The sequence below is a fragment of the Pseudomonas sp. NPDC079086 genome (genome assembly GCF_044542155.1).
Classification (GTDB): domain Bacteria; phylum Pseudomonadota; class Gammaproteobacteria; order Pseudomonadales; family Pseudomonadaceae; genus Aquipseudomonas.
In genome coordinates, this window is sequence record NZ_JBITTY010000002.1 from 858,116 (window position 1) to 873,805 (window position 15,690).

Annotated in this window: 9 protein-coding genes; 6 read left to right on the forward strand and 3 right to left on the reverse strand. The window is 60.3% G+C overall.

Annotated elements, in window-relative coordinates:
* Nucleotides 1–42: 42 nt before the first annotated feature.
* Entirely contained in the window at nt 43–4,884 is a 4,842-nt protein-coding gene (locus ACIGEK_RS13725) for an NAD-glutamate dehydrogenase (RefSeq protein WP_397493831.1), read from the reverse strand.
* 185 nt (nt 4,885–5,069) lie between these two features.
* Here ACIGEK_RS13725 and ACIGEK_RS13730 point away from each other — a divergent pair, with 185 nt between their 5' ends.
* The 6 genes from ACIGEK_RS13730 to ACIGEK_RS13755 are packed head-to-tail and all read left to right on the forward strand — an operon-like array spanning nt 5,070 to nt 11,885.
* Nucleotides 5,070–6,029 carry a MoxR family ATPase gene (locus tag ACIGEK_RS13730; protein ID WP_136662503.1) on the forward strand — a complete coding sequence of 320 codons (960 nt, stop codon included), beginning with the start codon at nt 5,070–5,072 and terminating at the stop codon, nt 6,027–6,029.
* Nucleotides 6,030–6,034: 5 nt separating this feature from the next.
* Nucleotides 6,035–6,976 carry a DUF58 domain-containing protein gene (locus tag ACIGEK_RS13735; protein ID WP_397493832.1) on the forward strand — a complete coding sequence of 314 codons (942 nt, stop codon included), beginning with the start codon at nt 6,035–6,037 and terminating at the stop codon, nt 6,974–6,976.
* Nucleotides 6,973–7,467 carry a DUF4381 domain-containing protein gene (locus tag ACIGEK_RS13740; RefSeq protein WP_397493833.1) on the forward strand — a complete coding sequence of 165 codons (495 nt, stop codon included), beginning with the start codon at nt 6,973–6,975 and terminating at the stop codon, nt 7,465–7,467. Before ACIGEK_RS13735 ends, ACIGEK_RS13740 begins: the two co-directional genes overlap by 4 nt.
* Complete coding sequence (locus tag ACIGEK_RS13745) at nt 7,460–8,491, forward strand: vWA domain-containing protein (RefSeq protein ID WP_397493834.1); 1,032 nt, start codon at nt 7,460–7,462, stop codon at nt 8,489–8,491. Before ACIGEK_RS13740 ends, ACIGEK_RS13745 begins: the two co-directional genes overlap by 8 nt.
* The gene (locus ACIGEK_RS13750) at nt 8,488–10,248 is read left to right on the forward strand and encodes a VWA domain-containing protein (protein WP_397493835.1); all 1,761 of its coding nucleotides are present in this window, start codon (nt 8,488–8,490) and stop codon (nt 10,246–10,248) included. The genes ACIGEK_RS13745 and ACIGEK_RS13750 overlap by 4 nt, the downstream gene beginning before the upstream one ends.
* On the forward strand, nt 10,245–11,885 hold the full coding sequence (locus ACIGEK_RS13755; protein WP_397493836.1) for a BatD family protein: 1,641 nt from the start codon (nt 10,245–10,247) through the stop codon (nt 11,883–11,885). The genes ACIGEK_RS13750 and ACIGEK_RS13755 overlap by 4 nt, the downstream gene beginning before the upstream one ends.
* 328 nt (nt 11,886–12,213) lie before the next feature.
* Here ACIGEK_RS13755 and ACIGEK_RS13760 read toward each other — a convergent pair whose 3' ends face one another.
* Both ACIGEK_RS13760 and ACIGEK_RS13765 read right to left on the reverse strand, forming a co-directional pair.
* Nucleotides 12,214–14,568, reverse strand: a complete 2,355-nt coding sequence (locus ACIGEK_RS13760) for an RND family transporter (RefSeq protein WP_397493837.1) — start codon at nt 14,566–14,568, stop codon at nt 12,214–12,216.
* Nucleotides 14,569–14,583: 15 nt separating this feature from the next.
* Nucleotides 14,584–15,672, reverse strand: coding sequence for a WD40/YVTN/BNR-like repeat-containing protein (locus tag ACIGEK_RS13765; protein ID WP_397493838.1), 1,089 nt, complete (start codon nt 15,670–15,672; stop codon nt 14,584–14,586).
* Nucleotides 15,673–15,690 lie beyond the last annotated feature (18 nt).

The following is a 15,690-nucleotide window of genomic DNA, read 5'->3' on the forward strand; positions in this document are numbered from 1 at the left end:
ATTGCTTCAGGAACAACGCAGGTCAGGCCTGCGCTGTTTCCATCAGGCGCTTTGTGCCAGGTCCATCAACTCACGGTTAGCCACAGCGTACATGGCGTAATCGGTGTTGGTAGCCGCACGCAACTCGCCCAGCATGACCTTCCAGCGATCCACCAGACGGCGGTGCTGATCCAGCCATACGCCGACCCGCTCTTCGATATCCGCAGGGCCTTCGGCCATTTGCAGTACCGACACAGTGATGGCGCGTTGCTGCCAGTCCAGGTCATCGCGGAAGGCTTCACGGGCCAGCGCTTGCCAGTTGTTTTCCACCGGCAGGCTGGTGATCTGTTGCAGGTACCAGGACAGTTCCAGCGACCCGCCAATGGCAAAGTACGCCGCAGCTACGCGATCCGGCTCCTGCCCGGTCACATCCGACGCCTCGATAATCGGCAACAGGGTGTACAGATGGCTGGTACCAGCCACTACCCGCGCCAGCTCTTCAGGCACACCCGCTTCGACATAAGCCTGGAAGCGCGCCAACCAAAGTTCACGGGCCGGCCCTTCAAGCAACTCGTCCAGACGACCAACCAACGCCTCGATACGCGGCGCAAAGTGCGCCACATCGCGAGCAGCATCCAGATCATTACGACGGTTACGCAGGAACCAGCGTGTGGCGCGACGGCCCAGACGCATCAGCTCATCCATCAACTGCAACTGCAGGTCGGCGGACACCTTATAGTCCAGCGCTTCGATCTGCTGCCACCAATGCGGCAGGCGGAACAGATCACGCACGATCACATAAGCGCCGGCAACATTGGCCGCGCTCATGCCGGTGGACTCCTTCAGGCGCTGCACGAAGGTGATGCCCATGTGGTTGACCAGATCGTTGGCGATTTGCGTGCTGACGATTTCACGCTTCAGGCGGTGGCGACGCATCGGCTCACCAAACTTCGTCGCCAGCAACGGCGGAAAGGCGGTTTCCATCTCGCGCGCCAGGTACTCATCGTCTGGCACCAGGGATTTGAGCAGCGACTCCTTGAGGTCAATCTTGCTGTAGGAAATCAGCACCGACAGTTCCGGCCGGGTCAGCCCCAGGCCTTTGGCGGTCCGCTCGTTCAGCTCATCATCAGTGGGTAGGAACTCCAGGGCGCGGTCCAGCTTGCCGGCTGCTTCCAGGGCGCTCATCAGACGCTTGTATTCACCAACACGCTCGCGGGCGCGGCGCTCGGCCAGCGACAGCGCCTGGGTCTGCTTGTAGTTGTTGCCCAGCACCAGACCGCCAACTGCATCGGTCATTTCCACCAGCAGTTTGTTGCGCTGCTTGCCGGTCATATCGCCAGCAGCAACGATTTCACCGAGCAGGATCTTGATGTTTACCTCGTGGTCGGAGCAGTCCACCCCACCGGCGTTGTCAATAAAGTCGGTGTTGCTCTTGCCGCCATTGAGACCGTACTCGACGCGGCCCAGCTGGGTCATGCCTAGGTTACCGCCCTCGCCCACCACCTTGGCGCGCAGTTCGCGGCCATCGACACGCAGCAGATCGTTAGCCTTGTCGCCAACATCGGCGTGGCTTTCCTTGCTGGATTTGACGTATGTACCGATACCGCCGTTCCACAGCAGATCGACTGGCGCCTTGAGCAGGGCATTGAGCAGCTCATTCGGCGCCAGCTTGTCGGCGCTGATATCGAAGCGCTCTTTCATCTGCGGGCTGATGGCGATGCTTTTGGCACTGCGCAGGAAGATCCCGCCACCCGCCGAGATCAGCTTGGTGTCGTAATCAGCCCAGCTGGAGCGCGGCAGATCGAACATGCGCTTACGCTCGACGAAGCTCTTGGCTGCATCCGGGTTGGGGTCGATAAAGATGTGCATATGGTTGAAGGCCGCCACCATCTGCAAGCTTTCCGACAGCAGCAAGCCGTTGCCGAATACGTCACCCGCCATGTCGCCGATGCCAATTACTGTCACATCATCTTTCTGCACATCGATGCCGCGCTCACGGAAGTGCCGCTGCACCGAGACCCAGCCGCCCTTGGCGGTAATACCCATGCCTTTGTGGTCATAGCCCGCCGAGCCGCCCGAGGCGAACGCATCGTCCAGCCAGAAGCCGTATTCGGCAGCAATGCCATTGGCGATATCGGAGAAGGTTGCAGTGCCTTTGTCCGCAGCAACCACCAGGTAAGGGTCATCGCCGTCATGGCGTACCACGTTCTGCGGCGGCACTACGGCACCGTCTTTCAGGTTATCGGTGAGATCCAGCAACCCCGAGATAAAGATGCGGTAGCAGGCAATACCCTCGGCCAGCACCTCATCACGCGAGCCGCCCAGCGGCATGCGCCGTGGGATAAAGCCACCCTTGGCACCCATCGGCACGATGACCGCGTTCTTCACCTGCTGCGCCTTCACCAGGCCGAGCACTTCAGTACGGTAGTCCTCCTCGCGGTCCGACCAACGCAGGCCACCACGGGCCACGTCGCCAAAGCGCAGGTGTACACCTTCGACACGCGGCGAGTAGACGAATATCTCGAACTTCGGCGTTGGCCGTGGAATATCCGGAATGGCACGCGGATTCAGCTTGAAGCTGAAGTAGGACTTGTTCTGCCCGGCCGCATCGGTCTGGTAGAAGTTGGTGCGCAGGGTGGCTTTGATCAGATCCAGGTAACGACGCAGGATGCGGTCTTCGTTGAGCACCGCCACGTTATCCAGCGCGGCGAGAATCGCCTGCTCGAGTTTCTGCTGCTTGTCTTCCAGATCATCGGCGGTGAGCTTGCGCGCGAGATAGAAGCGCGTCTTGAACAGGCGCACCAGTTCCTTGGCGATATCTGCGTGGTTGACCAGAGTGCTGGCGATATAGCTCAGGTCGAAGCCCAGGCGAATCTGCTTGAGGTAACGCGCATAGGCGCGCAGCAGCGCCACATCACGCCATGGCATGGCGGCCATCAGCACCAGACGGTTGAAGCCGTCATTCTCTGCCGAGCTGCCGACGATCTTGACGAAGGCGTCCTGCAGGGTGTCGTTGAGCTGCTGGATGTCAACATCCAGGCCTTCGGCATAGGTGAAGGCAAAATCGTGAATCCAGAACTCGCGGCCATCAGCGCGGCGCAGCTTGTAAGGGAACTCACCCAAAACGCGCAGACCGAGGTTTTCCAGAATCGGCAGCACGTCGGACAGTGGCAGCGGTGTATCGGCGTGGTACAGCTTACAGTGCAACTGCTGCTCACCTTGGGTCAGCGGCTGATAGAAGCTCATCACCAGCTGACGCTCGCTGTTCAGGCTGAGCAGGTGCTGCATGTCCACCACCGCCGAATGCGGGGCGAAACGCTCACGGTAGCCAGCAGGGAAGCCGCCCGGAAACTCGCTGAGCACTTCAGTGCCCTGAGCCTCTCCGAGGCTTTCCACCATCAACCCGGTGTAGTCATCCTTCCACGAGCGGCACGCCTGGATGACTTCTTTCTCCAGGCGCACAGGATCGATCTGCACACGGTTCTTCGGATCAACCTTGAGGATGAACTGCACCCGTGCCAGTACGGACTCAGAGAAGAACGTCCAGAACTCGCAGTCGATAGCCTGCAGGCGCTCCATCAGCACCTGCTGGATTTTCATACGGGTTTCGGTGGAGTACACATCACGCGGCACATAAGCCAGGCAGTAGCAGAAGCGGCCATAAGGATCGCGGCGCAGGAATACGCGAATCTTGTTGCGTTCCTGAATCTGCACGATCGACATGGTGGTGCTGAACAGCTCATCTACGGACGTCTGGAACAAGTCGTCACGCGGCAGAACTTCCAATACCTGGGCCAGTTCCTTACCCAAGTGTGCACTGCTATCGAAGCCCGAACGCTGTTCAATCACGGCCACCTTGCGGCGGATATAGGGAATGTTCCACACGCTCTCGGCATACACCGACGAGGTGTAGAGCCCCATAAAGCGACATTCCTTGATCACATTGCCCTTGCTGTCCAACTCGCGAATCGACACCAGATCCGGATAAGCCGGACGATGTACACGGCTCGGTACCGCCGCCTTGGCAAAAGACAGCAGCTGCGAGCCGCGCAGGTAGCTGACCGCCTCTGCTTCGATGTGCGTGTCATCGGCCGTCAGACCAGCGCGTAGGCGCTTGGACAGGCCCAGCAGGGATTTCTCGTCATACACAACGCGGCCGCCATCAGCGCTGTCAGCCACGGTGAATTCTTCATAACCGAGGAAGGTGAAATGGTCATCGAGCAACCAGTTCATGAACACCTTAACCTCTTCCAGCTCAGCCCCTTCAACCTTGAGCTTGGCCTTATCCAACCAGGCACGCAGCTCCTTGGCCTTGGCCTTCATCGGCTGGAAGTCAGCCACACTCAGGCGTACATCGCTGAATACCTCGTGCAGGGCTTTTTCCAGGGTTTTCAGTTCAGCGGCATTGGAGCAGCGGTCAATCTCAAGGAACATCAGCGCTTCTTGCTGTATGCCCTCACCTTGAGCGCCTTTGGGCAGGATTTCTTGCAGTTCACCGTTTTTGTTGCGGCGTACGCTGAACACACTGTTCTGCAGGGTGTGGATGCTGTAACCACGACGGTTCAGCTCCATGCGCACCGAGTCGACCAGGAACGGAATATCGCTGTGCAGAATTTCCACGGCGGTGTGTGTGGACTGCCAGCCGTGTTTCTCGTAATCGGGGTTGAATACCCGCACTTCAGGTTTGGCTGGTTCAAAACGCTCCAGCAGCCGCCAGGACGACAATGTGCAGCCGACCAGATCAGAGAGGCGACGCTGAGTCAGCTCCTCAAGGGCGATAATGCCGAAGAATTGCTCGGCGAACAGGGCTACTTGTGGCAGAGCCTGTTCACTGACGTGCTGCGTCAGCGCCGTTTGCAGGTGATGCTGAAAATCGGCTTTGCTGGCCGCCGTAAAGAACGCCATGGGTTTGCTCCGTTTGGCTTGTTATTCGTCAGGGGACTCGATCAAGGCAGTCGCGAGTAATGACCTTCGCCACAACCTTGTTGTTCAACGTTAGTCTAGGAGGCAGCGATTGCATTAAAGTGGCTGCCACTTAACTCTGGCGAGTCTCACGACCCGCTGGTCACATTTGCTGGATGAGCTTAACGATGGAACACCGTGAAGCGCTTGTCGCGCTGCGACATTTTCTTTCAAGCCAGATCCTCGGCCAGGAAAAACTCATCGAAAGGCTGCTGATTGCCTTACTCGCCGATGGTCACATGCTGGTTGAGGGCGCACCTGGTCTGGCCAAGACCAAGGCGATCAAGGAACTGGCCGAAGGTATCGAGGCCGAGTTCCACCGTATCCAGTTCACCCCCGACCTGCTACCGGCGGATATCACCGGAACAGAGATCTATCGCCCGGAAACCGGCAGCTTCGTGTTCCAGCAGGGGCCGATCTTCCACAACCTGGTGCTGGCTGATGAAATCAACCGCGCACCGGCCAAGGTGCAATCGGCGCTGCTCGAAGCCATGGCCGAGCGTCAGGTCAGCGTGGGGCGCAGCACCTATCACCTGTCGCCGCTGTTTCTGGTGATGGCCACACAGAACCCGATTGAGCAGGAAGGCACCTACCCGCTACCCGAAGCCCAGCTCGACCGTTTTCTGATGCACGTGAAGATCGGCTTCCCGGACGCCAGCGTGGAACGCAAGATCCTCGCCCAAGCGCGGGGCGAAGCGCTCAACGGTGAGACCAAACCCGAGCAGTTGGTCAGCCAGCAGGCAATCTTTGCCGCGCGCCAGGAAATCCTCGGCCTGTATATGGCCGATGCGGTGGAGGAATACCTGGTGCAACTGGTAATGGCCTCGCGCACCCCGGCCAAGTTCGACCCGGAACTGGCTGAGTGGATTGCCTACGGCGCCAGCCCACGCGGCTCGATAGCCCTGGATCGTTGCTCACGCGCACACGCCTGGCTGGCAGGGCGGGATTTCGTCAGCCCGGAAGATATCCAGGCAGTGCTGTTCGACGTGCTGCGTCACCGCATCATTCTGTCGTTCGAAGCGGAAGCTGCCGGTATCGACCAGGACCGCGTGGTACAGCGCATTCTCGACGTCGTGGCGGTCGCCTAACCACCATGCACGACCAACCCACGCAGCCCGGTATTCGCGTCAGCCTCGGTGAACTGATCGAGATGCGCCATCGTGTGCGTGAAGTGCAGCTGTTTTCCACTCCGGCAAGGCGCAGCCCACTGATTGGTCTGCACCACTCCAAGCTGCGTGGACGCGGCGTGGACTTCGATCAGGTGCGCGTGTACCAGCCAGGCGACGATGTACGCACCATCGATTGGCGCGTAACCGCGCGTACCCAGGAGCCGCACACCAAGCTGTTCCATGAAGAACGCGAGCGACCGATCTACATCATGGTCGAGCAGAGCAAGCGGCTGTTCTTCGGCTCCGGGCTGATGTTCAAGTCCGTGCTGGCGGCACAGGCTGCCAGCCTAATCGGCTGGGCCGCACTGGGCCATAACGACCGTATTGGCGGCCTGGTATTTGGCGACTTGGAACACCACGAAATCAAACCACGGCGCAGCAAACAGAGCCTGCTGCAACTGCTCAGCCGTCTGGCCAAAGCCAACCAGACCCTGAGCAACGACACTCAGGGCGGACGTGACAGCTTCGGCCTGGCCCTGCGGCGCGCCCGCGAAGTGCTCCGCCCTGGCAGTCTGGTGGTGATTCTGTGTGATGAGCGCACCTTGACCGACAGCAGTGAACAGCAGTTGCTGCTGCTAGCGCGGCACACCGACCTGTTGCTGCTGCCAGTATCCGACCCACTCGACCACGCCCTGCCGAATGCCGGCTTGCTGCGTTTTACCGAGCACGGCGCACAGCTGGAACTCGACACCCAGGACGCCGAGCTGCGCCAGGCTTACCGCAGCCTGGCCGATGCGCGCCAGGCGCGCTGGCAACGCCTGGCGCAGAAACTCGGCGTGCCGCTGCTGGCGCTGAATACCCAGAGCGAGATGATCGAGCAGCTGCGAGAACACCTGAACGCCCAGCGCCCGAGGAAGACCCTGTGAACCCGCTGGACCAACTTGAACCGCTGATCGCCCCTGCGCCCATCAGCTGGTGGCCGCCAGCACCCGGCTGGTGGCTGCTTGCGGTTCTCTTACCGCTGGTGTTGTGGGCAGGTTTCAAGCTGCTGAAACGCCTGCCACGTAAAGCTGCTAGCGCCTCAGATGAAACGGCTCTCGAACCGCTGCGCCAGGCTGCACTGACCGAACTCGAACAACTGAAAAAGCCCTATGACGGCGCCGATGCCGGCCCGTGGCTGCAGCAACTCAACGCCATCCTCAAGCGCCTGTGCCGCGAGCGTTACCCGCAAAGCCAAAGCCATATCCTCAGCAGCCGCGCCTGGCTGGCCTTTCTCGACAGCCGTTGCCCAGCAGCCGGCCTGACCCGCTGGATGATCCTGGTGGAAGGTGCCTATCGCCCGCACTGCAGTCTGGATGACAAGGCCATCGCCGGCCTCAACCAGGCCGTGGCGATCTGGATTCGCAAACATGTTTGAGTTTGCCTGGCCCTGGGCCTTTCTCCTCGCTCCATTGCCCTGGCTGTTGCGCGCGTTATTGCCGCCTGCGGACAGCGGCGAGGCGGCGCTGAAAATCAGCTTTCTGGCCGAGCTGGAAGGTTTGAGCGGCCGCCGCGCCCGCGTGCGACTGCCGGCCCTGCGGCAACAGGCGCCGTTTGCGCTGATCTGGCTCTTGCTGCTGCTGGCCTGCGCACGCCCACAATGGCTGGGTGAACCCTTGCCATTGCCGGCCAGCGGCCGCGACTTATTACTGGCGGTGGATGTATCCGGCTCCATGGATTACGCCGACATGGCATGGGAAGACCAGGAAGTCAGCCGCCTAACCCTGGTCAAACATCTGCTCGGCGACTTTATCGACGGCCGCCAAGGTGATCGGGTCGGCCTGATTCTGTTCGGCAGCCGGGCTTATCTGCAGTCGCCCCTGACCTTCGATCGACAGACCGTGCACACCTGGCTGGATGAGGCGCAGAAAAATATCGCTGGGCCACAGACCGCCATCGGCGATGCCATTGGCTTGGCCGTCAAACGCCTGCGCGAGCGTCCCGCGCAAAGTCGCGTACTGGTACTAGTCACCGACGGCGCCAACAATGGTGGCGAGATTGATCCTATGACTGCAGCGCGTCTGGCCGCCGAGGAAAACATCACCATCTACCCCATTGGCATTGGCGCCGACCCCGAACAGGGCGGCGTGCTGGGCATGCTCGGTTTCAACCCCGGCATCGATCTTGACGAGCCAAGCCTGCGCGCAATTGCCGAGGCCACCGGCGGCGAATACTTCCGCGCCCGCGACAGCGAAGAGCTGCAAGCCATCGAAGCGACCCTCGACCGCCTGGAGCCGGTGGCACAGAAACCAACCCTGGCGCGACCAACCCTGCCCCTCTATCCCTGGCCCCTGGGCCTGGCCCTGCTACTCAGCCTGCTGCTGGCCAGCCAGACACTCTGGCCGAGCCTGCAACAACGTTGGCGCAATCAGCTGATACGGTTGCGGAGGAAACAGTCATGAGCGAACTGACCAGCCTCTGGCCGCACTGGCAACGGCCCTTCTGGCTGCTGCTGATTCCGCTGCTGGGCATCCTGCTCTGGCAACTCTGGCACCGGGAAAAACGTAGCGGCCGCTGGCAAGCCCTACTGCCGAGCGCTTTCCAGGCAGCGCTGCTGACCGCCACTGGCGGGCGCAACAGTCGCCTGCCCTGGCTGGCCCTCGGTCTGGCCTGGCTGCTCGCCCTACTGGCGTTGCTTGGCCCCAGCTGGCAACGCATTGAGCAGCAAAATCCAAAACCGGCCGACCCGCTTGTGGTACTGCTCGAACTGACCCCCGAGATGCTCGCCAGCGACGCCTCACCCAATCGCCTGGCCCAAGCCAAGCGCAAGCTGCTTGACCTGCTGGAAGCGCGCCAGGACGCGCAAACCGCCATCGTTGTGTATGCCGGCAGCGCACATACCCTGGTGCCACTGTCCGACGATCTGGCCACCAGCCGCAACCTGCTCGACGCGCTGAATCCGGGGATCATGCCCGAGCCAGGCAAGCGCGCCGACCTAGCCGTGGCCAAGGCCCTGCAACTGCTCGAACAGGGCGCCCAGGGCAATGGCCGCTTGTTGCTGCTGACCAGCAGCCTCGATGAAGCACAACGCCAAGCCATCAGCCAAGCCCTCGGCCGCCGTGGCGAGCGCCTGCATATTCTCGGGATTGGTAGCACCCAGGGCGCACCGATCATTCAGGAAGACGGCTCGTTCCTCAAGGACGCCCAAGGCACCATCCTGCTACCGCGCCTGGACAGCAACGGCCTCAAGCGCTTTGCCAATGAGCTGGGAGGCCAGTATCAGGGCGTCACTCTCGACGAACGTGACCTGCGCAATCTCGGCCTGTTGAATGCGCCGCAAGAGGTACGCCGCGATGGCGAGCTGACCCGCCTACAAGCCTGGGCTGACCAGAGCCACTGGCTGCTCCTGCCCCTGCTGTTACTCGCCGCCTGCGCTGCCCGTCGCGGCTGGCTACTGTGCTTGCCGCTGGTATTGCTGAGCCTGCCGCAGAACAGCTACGCCTTCAGCTTCGACGACCTCTGGCTGCGTGCAGACCAGCAAGGCCAGCGCCTGCTTGAGGCGCAACAACCGGCGGCAGCGGCGCAGCGTTTCAACGATCCGCGCTGGCAAGGCCAGGCGCTCTACCAGGCCGGCGACTACGCTGCGGCCGCCGAACGCTTCGCCAATGGCGAAACTGCCAGTGACCACTACAACCGTGGCAACGCCCTGGCACGCAGCAATGAACTGGAAGCCGCCGTGGATGCCTACACCCAGGCGCTGGAGTTGCAGCCCGACTTGGCTCAGGCACAAAAGAACAAAGCTCTGGTCGAAGAACTGCTGCGCCAGAACCAACAGCAACAACAGAATCAAGCCGACAAACCGCAAGAATCCAACGAACAGCAGAATCAGCCCAGCAGCCAGCCACAAGCAGGCCAGTCCGCCCCAAATGCCCAGCAGCAGGCCAAGCAATCACCGGCCAAACCGTCAGAGCCTGAAGATGAGGGTGAAAAACCCGCACAACCCGGCGCAGACGAAGACGCAGATACTCCGCCAAAACAACCAGAAGAAGATAACAGCGACAGCGGCGAAGAACAGATTGCCAGCGCCGAGCCGCCCCTCGACGGCGAACGTCGTCAGGCACTGGAACAATGGCTACGGCAGATCCCTGATGATCCGGGCGAACTGCTGCGGCGTAAATTCAGGCTGGAACAACAACAGCGCCAGGAACAACTGCAATGAGCCGACTGCTCTGTACCCTTCTGCTTGGCCTGTTGGCCATGAATGTCAGCGCGCAAAGCCTTACAGCCAGCGTTGACCGCACCCGCCTGGATGCCGGCGAGAGCGTTGAACTGACTCTGGAGTCGAATGACGCCACGCTGTTCGGCAAGCCCGATCTGCAGCCGCTTAACGAGCTGTTCGAGGTGCTCGGTACCCGCCAGGTCAACCGCCTGACCAGCGGCAGCAACGGCGCACAAGCTAGCACCCGCTGGATCGTCACCATGCAGCCCAAACACAGCGGTTATGTGGTGATCCCTCCACTGAACCTTGGCCAGCTGCAAAGTGAGCCAATCACCCTGCACGTACAACAGGCCGCCAGCGCCAATGACAGTCGCATGGCCCCGGTGTTTATCGACGCCAGCCTTGATCAGGAAAGCATCTACGTGCAGGCGCAAACCGTGTTGACGCTGCGCATCTATCACTCCGTTTCGCTTTACGACGACAGCAGCCTGACCCAACTGGAGATGCCCCAGGCACGCGTAGAAGCGCTCGGCGAACCGCGCACCTATGAGAAAGACATCAACGGCGTGCGCCATGGCGTGATCGAGCTGCGTTACGCGATCTTCCCCCAGGAAAGTGGCGATCTGCTGATCCCCTCACAGGCCTTCACCGCCACCGCAGTTGATCGCTCCAGCAGTAATGCCTACAACCCTTTTGGCCCACGCCCAGGCAAGGTGGTACGGGTTCGTTCGCCGGAAATCCCGCTGACGGTAAAAGCCAAGCCGGCCAGCTACCCGGCCGACGCGCCCTGGCTGCCAGCCCGCGCACTGAGCCTGAGTGAAGTCTGGAGTCCGCAGCCGGAAACCGCCCGCGTCGGCGACTCGCTGACCCGCAGCCTACTGCTCAAGGTCGAAGGCCTGGCCAGCGCGCAATTGCCGCCCTTGCCAGCCACCCAGGTTGCCGGCCTGCGCCGTTACCCCGATCAACCCCAATTAGCCAACCAGGCCAATGACAACGGTCTGGTAGCCAGCCGTGAAGAACGTGAAGCACTGGTGGCCAACCGTGAAGGCGAAATTACCCTGCCGGCAATCGAAGTGCTGTGGTGGAACACCACGACCGATCAGCTCGAACGCAGCAGCCTGCCCGCGCGTAACCTGCAGGTGGCCGCCAACCCGAACCTGGAAACCCTACCGGTTGAAACAGCACGCCCCACTGTCAGCGAAACAGTCGACGTACAACTTTGGCCCTGGCAACTTAGCAGCGCGCTGCTGAGTCTGACCACTTTGCTCGGCTTTACCTTGTGGTGGCGCGCGCGCCGTCAGCCTCCCGTATTGCCTAGCCAGCAGACTGGCCCCAGCCAACGCAACCTGCTTGATGACCTCAAACGCAGCTGCCTGGCCAACGACTCGCAGGCCACTCGCCATGCGCTGGACGCCTGGGCCCGTCAGCAACCGGAAACCCTGGCCGATATGGCCGCGCGCTTTACCCCGCTATCCGACGCCCTCGACGGCCTGAATGGCGCGCTGTACAGCGAGAGCGGTCAGCACTGGCAAGGCCGCAACCTATGGCTGGCGATTCGCAGCCTACCTGCCGTAGAAGACCTCGAAAGCACCGCTAACCCGGACACCAGTGCCTTGCCTCCGCTGTATCCGCGCTAATCGGTAGTCCCAACAGCACAAGCTACGAGGCGTAGGCTTGTAGCAGTCACCTGTTGTAGATAGGTAATGCCACACGCCGGAGCTGAGCCGCAATTACACACCTGTTGTGCCACCTAACCCAACAAGCGCTAATCGGCTTACCTTGCCTGATGGGTTACACGTCGGCCGTCTAACACGAGGCACAGAGCCTGTGGGCCTCAGCCGTTAGCATTGCATGACATCACGACCAAGCCCGCTCCTACAGAAGCCCTCTGCAACCTGCCCCACAGACAATAAAAAACCGCGACCCAAGGGCCGCGGTTTTTAGTGTGGCTACTGCGTATCAGGCTTAGGCCTTGTTGCGCAGTTTCTCCGGGTTGATCAGGAAGCGTGCAAGTGCAGGCAGCAGCCAGATCGCGCCGATCATGTTCCAGAGGAACATAAAGGTCAGCATCAGGCCCATGTCGGCCTGGAACTTGATCGCCGAGAAGATCCAAGTCGCCACACCAATCGCCAGACAGACGCCGGTGAACAGCACCGCTTTACCGGTCGACTTGAGCGTCTCGTAGTAAGCGTCCTGCAGCGACAGACCCTGGCGCAGGTATGTCTCCAGACGGCTGTAGATATAGATGCCATAGTCGACACCGATACCCACGCCCAGAGCAATTACCGGCAGAGTCGCCACCTTCACACCGATGCCCATATAGGCCATCAGGGCGTTACCCAGCACTGAAGTCAGCACCAGCGGCAGGATCACACAGAGAGTGGCAGCCAGCGAGCGGAAGGTCAGCAGGCACATGATGCTCACGGCCGCATACACCGCGATCAACATGGTGGTTTCAGACGCTGCGATCACCTCATTGGTAGCCGCCTCGATCCCGGCGTTACCGGCTGCCAGGATGAACTCCAGGCCTTCTCTGTTGTTCTGCTTGGCAAAGTCTTCGGCAACATCAACAACGCGGGTAAGAGTCTCCGCCTTGTGGTCGGTGAGGAACACCAGCAGCGGTGCCACCGAGCAATCACCGTTGTACAGGCCGTCGGCCCGGGCAATGGAGTTGTTCAGCACATCCTGGTTACGCGACAGGGTTTCCCACTTCAGGTTGCCCTCGTTCATGCCCTTGATCACCTGACGCGACACGGTGACCATGGAAATGGCCGACTGCACGCCTTCGGTGTTCTCCATCTTCCACATCAACTCATCCATGGCCGACAGAGTCGGGTAAGTCGAGCAGCCTTCAGCCGCCGTCTTGACCATGATCACCAGTACATCGGAGCTGGTGGAGTAGTTGCGGATGACGAAATCGTTATCCAGGTTGTAGCGCGAATCCGGATGCAGCTCAGGCGCACCCTGATCGAGGTCACCGATTTTCAGGTTCTGCCCGTACCACACGCCACCGGCCAGTGCCGCGATAGCCACCACCACGGAAATCGGCGCCACCATCGGGTGTGCGCACTTGGACAGGAAGCGCCAGAACGGATGTTCCTTGGTGGCCTCTTCGCGGCTGATCTTCACCGCCTTCTTGCTGATGCCGACGTAGGAAATCATCACGGGCAGCAGAATCAGGTTGGTCAGAATGATCACCGCCACACCCATGGATGCGCCGATGGCCAGCTCACGGATCACACCGATATCGATCAGCAGCAGGGTGATAAAACCCACAGCATCCGACAGCAGCGCCACCAGGCCCGGAACAAACAGCTGACGGAAAGCCATTCGTGCAGCGGACAGTGAATCAGTTGCCTCGCCCGATGCCATGGCGATGCCGTTGATCTTCTGTACACCGTGGGAAATACCAATGGCGAAGACCAGGAACGGCACCAGCATCGAGTATGGATCAAGCCCGAAGCCCAGGGTATGCAACAGACCCAGCTGCCAGACCACCGCGATCAAGGTAGCCACGACCACCGCCAGGGTGCTCTTGAAGCAGTGGGTGAACCACAGCAACAGAACAAAGGTAATGGCGATTGCCACGGCAAAGAACAGCGCTACACCAATCAGACCATCGATCAAGTCACCCACTTTCTTGGCGAAGCCAATAATATGGATTTTGACGTTGGGATTCTGCGCCTGGTACTTGTCGCGGATCTTCTCTTCCAGCTCGTGGGAGAACTTCTGGTAATCCAGTGGGATCTGCTTGCTCTGATCATTCGGGTCGGCATAGGTCTCCAGCAACGGCAAGTCAACGATGCTCGACTTGAAGTTGTTGGCCACCAAACGGCCAATTTGCCCGGACTTGAGGATGTTGCTGCGCAGCTCCTCAAGGCTTTCCGAAGAACCGTCGTAGGTTTGCGGAATCACTTCGCCGCCGGCAAAACCTTCTTCAGTCACTTCGGTCCAGCGTACGCTTGGGCTCCACAGCGACTTCAGGCCGGAACGGTCGACACCCGGAATATAGAAGGCTTCGTCGTTGATCTGACGCAACGTCTCCATGTATTCCTTGCTGAAGATATCGCCATCCACCGCTTCCACCGAGATACGCACGGTGTTACCCAGGTTCGCCAGGTCATTGCGGTGCTCAAGCATCTTCTGAATATACGGATGCCCCAGCGGAATCATCTTCTCGAAGCTGGTCTGCGGACGCACCTGCGCCGCCTGGAAAAACAGAAACAGACTGATCAACAGGCACAGCAGAATCACGGCCGGGCGATTGTTGAAGATCAACCGCTCCAGGAAGGAGGCAGGTTGTTGTTGATGCTTACTCATGCAAAGGCTCCCGGCTTATTGTTGTTGGCCCAGATCGGCGCCAGTAGGCGTAGCGGCATGAACGCCACCCTGCCCTACCAGAATCAGATTGCCGTTTTCCATTGCTGCAACGCCTGCCAGCGAAAGCCGGTCGGCACGATTGGTCACATTGAAAGTGCGGCCGTTGTCGGTGCTCTTGAGTACGGTGCCGCCATGCCCAACCACCACAATGGAGCCGTCGGCCAGGCGATTACCGTCAGCCAGACCAAATTCCAGAGGGCCATTGTTAGCGGTATTCAGGCTGATCGCCTGCCAGGTTGTACCGAAGTCTGCCGAACGGAACAGATGCCCACGCAGGCCATAGACCAGCAACGCACCGGCTTCATCAGTGCCCAAAGCACCAAACAGCGAACCCTCGTAAGGGCCTTCCAGGGTTTCCCAGGTCTGCCCCCAGTCCGGAGAGCGGAACATCGCGCCCTGCTCGCCGACAACAAACAGGCCAGAGTCTTTGACTTCGACAATGGCGTTGAGGTGGTAGGCGTCTTCGTTGTCCATGCGGTCGCCGACATCTTCCCAGTTGGTGCCACCATCGGTGGTTTCCAACAAGGCGCCGTAAGCACCTACGGCATAACCGTTGTTGCGATCCTTGAACCAGACATCCAGCAGTGGCGCTTCACGCTCAAGGTCTTCGAACTGCTTGACCCAGGTAGCGCCGCCATCGGTGCTGGCAAGAATCTGCGCATCATGGCCGACAGCCCAGCCATGGCTATCGTCGACAAAGAACACGGCAGTGAGCATCTGCTTGGTCGGCACCTTGGCCTGAACCCAGTTTGCGCCGTTATCATCGGAATAGAGGATATGCCCACGATCACCGACGGTGACCAGGCGCTTACCCAGGCTGGCGACATCCAGCAAAAGACTGTGATGAGCTTTGGCAGAGGTTACCGAGTAATGACTGGTGTCATCGCTGGCAGCCTGCAGTGGCGCACTGGTAAACATCAGCACGGATAGCACACTGCACAGCGACAGCGCTTTGGCTATCGGTGAGTGGACGCGGAGCGCCGGTGCGCGGGAAAACCCCACAACACGACCGGCCTGGGTGCGCCGCATGACGGGCTCACTCATATACCTTCCCCCTTATTC

Bases quoted from the DNA above. Each gene is read 5' to 3' on its own strand.
- ACIGEK_RS13725 (WP_397493831.1), bottom strand. From the start codon at position 4,884: ATGGCGTTCTTTACGGCGGCCAGCAAAGCCGATTTTCAGCATCACCTG.
- ACIGEK_RS13730 (WP_136662503.1), top strand. From the start codon at position 5,070: ATGGAACACCGTGAAGCGCTTGTCGCGCTGCGACATTTTCTTTCAAGC.
- ACIGEK_RS13735 (WP_397493832.1), top strand. From the start codon at position 6,035: ATGCACGACCAACCCACGCAGCCCGGTATTCGCGTCAGCCTCGGTGAA.
- ACIGEK_RS13745 (WP_397493834.1), top strand. From the start codon at position 7,460: ATGTTTGAGTTTGCCTGGCCCTGGGCCTTTCTCCTCGCTCCATTGCCC.
- ACIGEK_RS13750 (WP_397493835.1), top strand. From the start codon at position 8,488: ATGAGCGAACTGACCAGCCTCTGGCCGCACTGGCAACGGCCCTTCTGG.
- ACIGEK_RS13755 (WP_397493836.1), top strand. From the start codon at position 10,245: ATGAGCCGACTGCTCTGTACCCTTCTGCTTGGCCTGTTGGCCATGAAT.
- ACIGEK_RS13760 (WP_397493837.1), bottom strand. From the start codon at position 14,568: ATGAGTAAGCATCAACAACAACCTGCCTCCTTCCTGGAGCGGTTGATC.
- ACIGEK_RS13765 (WP_397493838.1), bottom strand. From the start codon at position 15,672: ATGAGTGAGCCCGTCATGCGGCGCACCCAGGCCGGTCGTGTTGTGGGG.